Source organism: Antarcticimicrobium sediminis (assembly GCF_004348975.1).
GTDB lineage: Bacteria > Pseudomonadota > Alphaproteobacteria > Rhodobacterales > Rhodobacteraceae > Antarcticimicrobium > Antarcticimicrobium sediminis.
The window spans coordinates 170889-178529 of the sequence record NZ_SMFP01000011.1 but is presented as its reverse complement, the minus strand read 5'-3'; the positions used below and the strand labels follow the sequence as shown (position 1 = coordinate 178529).

The 7641-nt window shown below is 62.0% G+C and carries 7 protein-coding genes; 2 read left to right on the top strand and 5 right to left on the bottom strand.

What is annotated here, in order from left to right; translation table 11 throughout:
- Positions 1–319: 319 nt before the first annotated feature.
- From msrQ to E1B25_RS16415, 3 genes are all read right to left on the bottom strand, one after another.
- On the bottom strand, positions 320–955 hold the full coding sequence (gene msrQ, locus E1B25_RS16425) for a protein-methionine-sulfoxide reductase heme-binding subunit MsrQ (RefSeq protein WP_132830605.1): 636 nt from the start codon (positions 953–955) through the stop codon (positions 320–322).
- Positions 924–1835: a protein-methionine-sulfoxide reductase catalytic subunit MsrP gene (gene msrP, locus E1B25_RS16420; protein ID WP_132830604.1), complete on the bottom strand. Its 912-nt coding sequence runs from the start codon at positions 1833–1835 to the stop codon at positions 924–926. The genes msrQ and msrP overlap by 32 nt, the downstream gene beginning before the upstream one ends.
- A 66-nt stretch (positions 1836–1901) precedes the next feature.
- A complete protein-coding gene (locus tag E1B25_RS16415; protein WP_132830603.1) occupies positions 1902–3395 on the bottom strand; it encodes an FMN-binding glutamate synthase family protein in 1494 nt (497 codons plus the stop codon).
- A 112-nt stretch (positions 3396–3507) separates the two neighbouring features.
- Between E1B25_RS16415 and E1B25_RS16410 the strand changes: the two genes are divergently transcribed.
- Positions 3508–3948, top strand: a complete 441-nt coding sequence (locus E1B25_RS16410) for a DUF302 domain-containing protein (protein ID WP_132830602.1) — start codon at positions 3508–3510, stop codon at positions 3946–3948.
- A gap of 340 nt (positions 3949–4288) precedes the next feature.
- On the opposite strand, the gene E1B25_RS16405 is transcribed toward E1B25_RS16410, so the two are convergent.
- Both E1B25_RS16405 and E1B25_RS22575 read right to left on the bottom strand, forming a co-directional pair.
- Positions 4289–5095, bottom strand: a complete 807-nt coding sequence (locus tag E1B25_RS16405) for a TauD/TfdA family dioxygenase (RefSeq protein ID WP_245510739.1) — start codon at positions 5093–5095, stop codon at positions 4289–4291.
- Positions 4986–5417, bottom strand: coding sequence for a gamma-butyrobetaine hydroxylase-like domain-containing protein (locus E1B25_RS22575; RefSeq protein WP_245510738.1), 432 nt, complete (start codon positions 5415–5417; stop codon positions 4986–4988). Before E1B25_RS22575 ends, E1B25_RS16405 begins: the two co-directional genes overlap by 110 nt.
- Positions 5418–5931: 514 nt before the next feature.
- Between E1B25_RS22575 and E1B25_RS16400 the strand changes: the two genes are divergently transcribed.
- Positions 5932–7551 carry a calcium-binding protein gene (locus tag E1B25_RS16400; protein ID WP_132830601.1) on the top strand — a complete coding sequence of 540 codons (1620 nt, stop codon included), beginning with the start codon at positions 5932–5934 and terminating at the stop codon, positions 7549–7551.
- The last annotated feature ends 90 nt before the right edge of the window (positions 7552–7641 follow it).

Here is a 7641-nt window from a genome sequence, read left to right as displayed (position 1 = left end):
CGCCCCGCCGTCCCGTCCGGCCCCGCCGTGCGCCTCAAGCGCCGCCGGTGAAGGGGTGTCTAAGGTTTACCGCCAAAACCCGCAAGCCCTTTCTGCCAAAACCGTCATCTTTTCTTCAATCCATCAGAAAATCGCTCAATATCAACGCTGTACCAAGGCGCACCCCAAGCAACCCAACCCGAGAATACACTCCAGATCACAGACGCCCACCGACTCGTTTCCACCCAAAACACCACATCTCGTGGTATCCACAGGCTTATCCACAAGGAAGGCTCGGAATCGCACGGGATTTGGCCGAATCCGGACGACAAAGGGGGACTCACGCAGGACGCGCGCGCCGCACCATCGGCAACCGCAGCGCCAACAGGGCCAGGACCACCGCGAGATAGATCAACGGCTCGATCTGAAGCCCTTTGCGCAGCATCACGAAATGCACCGCCCCCAGCAGCACCGCTGGATAGACCAGCTGATGCAGGCGCCGCCACAGAGGCCCGAGCCAGCGCAGCGCGCGATTGTTCGAGGTCAGCGCCAGCGGCAGCAACAGCACGAAGGCCGCCATGCCGACGGTGATATAGGGGCGCTTCACGATATCCCCCCAGATCTGTGACGGGATCTGCACATCCAGCAGCAACCAAGTCAGCAAGTGGAGCGATATATAGAAGAAGGCCAGCAGGCCGATGGCGCGGCGAAACTTCATCAGGTTAAGACCCAGCCTGCGGCGCAGAGGGGTAATCGCCAGCCCCGCGATAAGAAGCTGCAACGCCAGCGAGCCCAACTCATGTTCCAGCGCCTTGATCGGCTCCACCCCCAGCCCGCCTGTCATCCCCCAATACAGGAGGACTGGCGCGGGCAGGGCCCCCAACAGGTAGACGGCCCAAACCGGGACGCGACGCAGCCAGTGGTTCAGAAGATCGGCCAGCACGTCAGAACTGCTTTGCAAGATCCATACCCTCATAAAGGGCCGCCACCTCGTCGCCATAGCCGTTGAACATCTGGGTCAGCTGGCGGCGGGAAAACAGCCCGCCGCCCACCAGCCGCTCGGTCGCCTGACTCCAGCGGGGATGATCCACAGTCGGGTTCACGTTACTATAGAACCCGTATTCGCGCGCGTTGACCTGATTCCAGCTGGCAAAGGGTTCGTCTTTGGTCAGCGTAATCCGCACGATCGACTTGACCGATTTGAACCCGTATTTCCACGGCACCACCAGCCGCAGCGGCGCGCCGTTCTGGTTCGGCAACGGCCTGTCATAAAGGCCGGTGGCCATGATCGTCAGCGGGTGGCGCGCCTCGTCCAGACGCAGCCCCTCGCGATAGGGCCAGTCCAGCACCGGATAGTTGGTGCCCGGCATCTCTTCGGGGCGATTGAGCGTTTCAAAGGCGACATAGCGCGCGCCCTCCTGCACCCCAACCATGTCCAGCAGATCAGCCAGTTCAAATCCGGTCCAGGGGATCACCATCGACCAGGCCTCGACGCAGCGAAAGCGATAGATGCGCTCCTCCAGCGTCATGTTGTCGACGATGTCGCCCAGATCATAGGCACCCGGCCGGTCCACCAAGCCGTCGATCATGACCGACCAGGGGGCGGTTGTCATCGCACCCGCATGGGCGGCCGGATCGGTCTTGCTGGTGCCGAATTCATAAAAGTTGCAGTAATTGGTGATCTCTTCCCAGCTGTTGGGCTTCAACCCCTCATCCGTCGCCGCCAGCGCGGGACCGCCCAGCGCGGCGAGCCCCGCCCCGGCAGCCGCGCCAGCCATAAGCTGCCGACGGTTCAAAAAGGCCGATTGCGGGGTGGTGTCGGCGCGGGTCAGCGTATTTGTCCAGCGATAGGCCATGATCTCTCCCTTGATCCGTTTCCTTAGATCTAGCCGCGACTGCGCCCCGCGCCAGCCCACATCCTCTCACGTTTCGGCGACGGGGCTGTAACTTGGCAGGATTTCATTCATCGGGACAGAATGGCCGTCGCCCTGAACAATACGGACATGACGCCGCCGCATCAGCCGGGGTTCGGCCACGCCGACGGAATGGGCGATGGTCTCGACCTCGCCAATCAGGCCCCGGGCATAGCGGGCGACGCGGATGTATTTGCGTTCAACCACCAGCCCCTTTTGCAGGTGCGGGTCATGGGTGGTGATGCCGGTGGGACAGGTATTCTTGTTGCACTTGAGCGCCTGAATACAGCCCAGCGCGAACATGAAGCCGCGCGCCGAGGTGACGAAATCGGCCCCCGCAGCCAGTGCCCAGGCGACATCGCCGGGGTTGATCAGCTTGCCGCTGGCGATCAGGCGCACCCGCTCTTTCAGCCCATGCTCGTCGCGAATATTGGCCACCACCGGCAGCGCCTCGCGCACCGACATACCGACAAGATCGATCAACGGCATCGGTGCCGCCCCGGTGCCGCCCTCGCCGCCGTCCAGAGTAATGAAATCCGGCGCGCTTTCCGGTCCACGCGCAACGATGGCGTCAAAGAAGCCATGGAACACGTCGTCGGACCCGGCCACGGTCTTGATGCCAACTGGCTTGCCGGTCACCTCGCGCACATGCGCGATCATATCGAGCAGATCGTCAAAGTTGCGCACCTCGGGATGGCGGTTGGGCGACAGGCTGTCCTGGTCCATCGGAATATTGCGGATCTTCGCGATCTCTGGCGTGATCTTGGCGCCGGGAAGAATGCCGCCCTTGCCCGGCTTGGCCCCTTGGGCAAGCTTGATCTCGAACATGCGCACGGTGTCATGCGCGGCCACGGCGCGCAGCTTGTCATCGTCAAGTTTGCCGTTCTCGTCGCGTACACCGTATTTCGCGGTGCCGATCTGAAACACGACATCACAGCCGCCTTCCAGATGCATCGAGCTTAGCCCCCCCTCGCCGGTGTTGAGCCAGATGTTCGCCTCTTTCGCGCCCCGGCTCAACGCTTCGACCGCGGGCTTGGAGATGGCGCCATAGGACATGCCCGAGATATTGAAGAACGAGGGCGCAAGATATGGGGTGCGCGCGGTGGGGCCGATCAACATCGGCTCGGTCTTGGCGTATTGGTCATTGAGCGGCGGGAACGGCGCGTTGACGAAGATCGCGGTGCCCGGCAAGCTGAGATTGCGGGTAGAACCAAAGGCAACCGTATTGCTTTCGCCGGTCGAGGCGCGCGTGACCCATTCCCGCTGGGCGCGGTTGAACGGCATCTCCTCGCGGTCCATGGCAAAGAAATACTGGCGAAAGAATTCTCCCAGCGCACTGAACAGATAGCGGAACCGCCCGATCACCGGATAGTTTCGCCTGATCGCATCGCCAGTCTGAACCCGGTCGATGACGAAGAGAACCGCCAGAACCAACACGAGCACACCCATGATAGCGATAAAAAGACCGGCCAGAAGCTCGACAGCGTTCACGGCGATATTCATTCATAAACTCCGATATGTTTGACTTTGCGCAAGGCGCGCCAAGGCGTTAGCCTAGAGAGTGAGAGGGAAATGCGGGACTGGCAAGTCGCGCTTTTGTGAAGGGGAGAGAAAGATGAAAGCTGTGTTTCTTGCCGCCGCGCTGGGGTTGGCCGCGCAGGCCGTCGCCGCGCAGGAGATGGTGCGCCATACTACCAATCAAGGCTTTGACGACGTCGCTTTCGGGATCGAGAACGCGATTCTGGATGCCGGGCTGGTGATCGATCACGTCAGCCATGTGGGCGATATGCTGGAACGCACCCGCGCCGATGTGGGATCTGACAAGGTGTTGTTTACAAAGGCAGATGTCTATTCCTTCTGCTCGGCCAAAGTGTCGCGCAGCGTGATGGAGGCCAATCCGATGAACATCGTCTATTGCCCCTATGACATCTTCGTGGCCGAACTGGCGGACACCCCCGGAGAGGTGATCGTCGGCTATCGCACCTATCCCGAAGGGCCGATGCAAGAGGTGCAGGCGATGCTGGAAGGGATCGCGCAAACCGCCCTGAGCGAGTAACGCGCGCCCGGTTAACCCCCGGATTTCGGGGCGGAGCAAAGCTGTTCCGCCCCTTTTTCATGGCTGTTTCGGGGAGTTTCAGGGGCAAATCGTACAGTTCGCCCCACTGCCGCAGCACCGGTTTTCCCCGGATTGGGGAGTTTCCACCGGGTTTAGTACATTTTGCGCGGATCGCCGCCCAAAGGCGCGCGACTCGGGTTAACGCCTCCCCGCCGCGCACGCGATTGTGACCTGACATCGTGATCCGGCGCGAGCCGGGCTGGCGCGCAATAGGTAGATGTCGTCTTTGCCGGGCTCCCGCGCTGTTTGCGCGCGAGCCCGTTGTCGTCTTGACTGTCGATCAGACCGTCTTGGCACCGCTCGCAGGGCGCGCCAACAAACGCAGACGCGAGGTGAATTCACCCCGGTCCACATAACAGCCGTGCAGATGCCGAAACCCGGTCGAGGGATCGAACGCGTCGCGGCCATGCAGCACCCGACGATTGTCAAAGACAACCATTTCGCCCCCCTTCAACTTCAGGGTCAGGCGGTACTTTGGATCCCGTGTTTTGGCCATATAGGCGCGATACGCCCGGTAATAGTCGGGCATGATCTTTGACGGCATGTCAAAAACCCCCGCCAGATGGGCGTTATAGCGGATCTCGATCACCTCGCCTGACCCGTTCAACGTGATGACCGGTTCATGAACGCGAATATCTGCCTCGGGATCGTGGAACCGAAAGGGAATGGGCACGTCGCACAGGAGACGAAACGCCTCGGGATCCTCGACGCGCAAATCCTCGGCAATCGCGAATCCATCGGCGAACAGGGAGCCGCCCCCTGTCGCCTCATTGGCCAGGCAGTGCAAAAACTGGAACCCGGGGGGAACTTCCTGGTTTGGCAAATCGGTGTGCAGCGGCAAGGCGACAGAGGTGTAAGCGAGGTTGTTCGGATCGGGTTTGTTGATCACCTCGAACGTTGTGCCGAAATTGGTTTCCCGCAGGAAACCGATCCGTTGCGCCACATCGACCCCTGCGCTGGTCCTGTCCTCCAGGCCCTCAACAATCGCGATGCCGTATCTGGCGGTGTCTTGCAGCCATGCGTTCAGCGCGGGGTCGTCCGCCAAAATCGGGGCCGCCACATGACGCGGGACGGTTTGCGCGGTCATCTCCGCGCCAAAGCTGGGGCGCAATGGCGGCGGCATCCGCTGCGCGCTGTCCGGGACGATGGGCGCTGAGCAACCCCACGGGCATCGGGCTGACATGACCGTCGCCATAGCTGAGCACAACGTGATCTCCGTCAAGCTGCGCAGAGGTCAGGACCGGCGCGGCCTCCAACGCGAGCAGATCCAGAAGCCGTTCGTGGGTTTGCGGATGCAAGCCCGAGGGGCAATTGTCGCGCAGCCAGATCGTCGGGTATGAAGACGAGCTGCCGTCCGCCCAAGACACGACAAGCGTGTCAGCGCGGACCAAAACGGTGTGTATGGTCATCGTAAATCCAGTTCATTTTGAGGTGTTGATCGCGGATAAGCGGATCAACGGCAGGGGGGCGGCCACCACTCCTGCGTTTTGCCGAACGGCGCACCAATGGCGCGCCAGCCCAGCTCAAAACGTGTGAATTCCGATCTCATGGCCTGACGCTAGGTCGGTTCCGGCTTTGCGGCAAGGCGCAACAGCGTGTCTGGTCGGATGTCGGTCGCAGCACGTCCTGTCGGGGACGGCTGTGTTTACGGCAGCGCAGCTTTGATCGCGTCCCCCTGCCTGACGCGCCGACACCGGCGCAAAAACGACATCCCACCGCCGCAAATCCCGAAACTCGCGTATTTCGGCGGTGGACCGCCCCTTAGGGGCCCTCGTGTCGGCACGGACCCGCCCGCGCGGGGTGCGGACAGACTTTCGCCACACTTTAATTCAAATTCTGCCGCAAAGCCGGGCGCAAGGTCTCTGCCAAGGGAGACATGCGCAGTACGCGCATCATGCGCGCATTCGAATAAAGGAACGTCACGTGGGCAAGAAACTGACCGAAGGCACGACCGGAACCGGGCTGGATAGCATCGTCAACGCGCTTCTGGACAATAGCGGGTTGAACCGAAGCATTTCGAGCACCGACATTCAGGGCGGGGCGCAGGCGGCAGATGCCCTGAACGCGCTGATCCTCACCGCGATCGAAAACGGCAAGCTGTTCGCCGACGGGTTGATCGACATCGCCGATGTCCAAGCGATCAACGCCTATATCCGCGATCCCGCCCATACCGAGCGCTATGACACGTTTATCGAGTTGCACGGCGATGACGAGGGCGGCGAGGAATGGGGCTATCACCTTGTGCAGAACGATGGCGGCAACGGCTATCTGGAAGGCGACAGCCTGACCAACACGGTGTTCGACGGGATGTATCATATCGGCTTTGAAATCCGCGAGGACGGCCGGGTCGTGAACGAGGACGGCAATGCCAATGCAACGCTTGGGCAGTTGTCGCACTGGATGACCTATTATCTGAGCGAAGGGGCATCGCATTATTTCGGCACCGATCTGGACGACCGAGTGGATGGCGGCGAGTTGGACGACACCATTCATCTGGGGGCCGGGCATGACCGCAGCTATGGCGATCACGGCAATGACACCATCTTTTCCGGCACGGGTGACGATTCGGTCAGTGGCGGGGCGGGCAATGACAAGCTGTTCGGCGAGGGCGGCAATGACAGCCTGAATGGTGGCGATGGCCGCGATACGCTTAGCGGCGGCGGCGGCGATGACAGCCTGTCAGGGTCGTACGGTAACGACGTGCTGCGCGGGCAATCCGGCAATGATGCGATGTATGGCAATGAGGGGCGCGACAAGCTGATCGGCGGCGACGGCGACGACAGGCTGTATGGCGGCGATGCGGCGGACCGGCTGTACGGAAACGAGGGCGTCGACAGCCTGAGCGGTGACGCGGGCAACGATCGCCTGTTCGGCAACGGCGGCGATGACAAGCTGTATGGCGGCAGCGGCAATGACCGGCTGGTCGGGGGCAACGGCATCGACGAGCTGTATGGCGGCTATGACAATGACACGCTTGAGGGCGGCGAAGGCGATGACAAGCTGGCCGGCAGCTATGGCAAGGACAAGCTGTATGGTGGCGAGGGCAATGATACGCTGTATGGCGAGGACGGTGCGGACCAGCTGTTCGGCGAGGCGGGGATCGACCTGCTGTATGGTGGCTATGGCGACGATGTGCTGGAGGGCGGCAAGGGCGCGGACGAGCTGCGCGGCGATCACGGCGACGACCTCCTGTCGGGCGGCGCGGGCGATGATTATCTTGATGGCGGCGCCGGCGACAACACGCTGATCGGCGGCATGGGCGATGACGAGATGCGCGGCAATATCGGCGCCGACAGTTTCCTGTTCGCAAAATCGGCGTTCGGCGACGATCATGTGGAGCGCTTCAACGGTGCCGATGGCGACCGGATCGTGCTGGATGCGGGGATCGAGTATTCCATCGGCGTCAATACCGCCACCGGCACGCCGGTCACCGTGCTGACGCTGAGCGATGAGAAAAGCGGCGCGGTGCTGGGCACGGTAAGCCTGACCAACAGCCTGCTCGATACCGCCGATATCGTGGTCGACGAGCTGGCCTTTCTGTAACGCGAGCCGCGCACCGGGACGCGCACGGGGGAGAGAACGAAAAAGGCCCGCCAGAGATGGCGGGCCTTCTGTCTGTCGCGCGCGGGGTGC

Coding starts and splice junctions, on each gene's coding strand:
- msrQ (WP_132830605.1), bottom strand. CDS start 955: ATGAGGGTATGGATCTTGCAAAGCAGTTCTGACGTGCTGGCCGATCTT.
- msrP (WP_132830604.1), bottom strand. CDS start 1,835: ATGGCCTATCGCTGGACAAATACGCTGACCCGCGCCGACACCACCCCG.
- E1B25_RS16415 (WP_132830603.1), bottom strand. CDS start 3,395: ATGAATATCGCCGTGAACGCTGTCGAGCTTCTGGCCGGTCTTTTTATC.
- E1B25_RS16410 (WP_132830602.1), top strand. CDS start 3,508: ATGAAAGCTGTGTTTCTTGCCGCCGCGCTGGGGTTGGCCGCGCAGGCC.
- E1B25_RS16405 (WP_245510739.1), bottom strand. CDS start 5,095: ATGACCGCGCAAACCGTCCCGCGTCATGTGGCGGCCCCGATTTTGGCG.
- E1B25_RS22575 (WP_245510738.1), bottom strand. CDS start 5,417: ATGACCATACACACCGTTTTGGTCCGCGCTGACACGCTTGTCGTGTCT.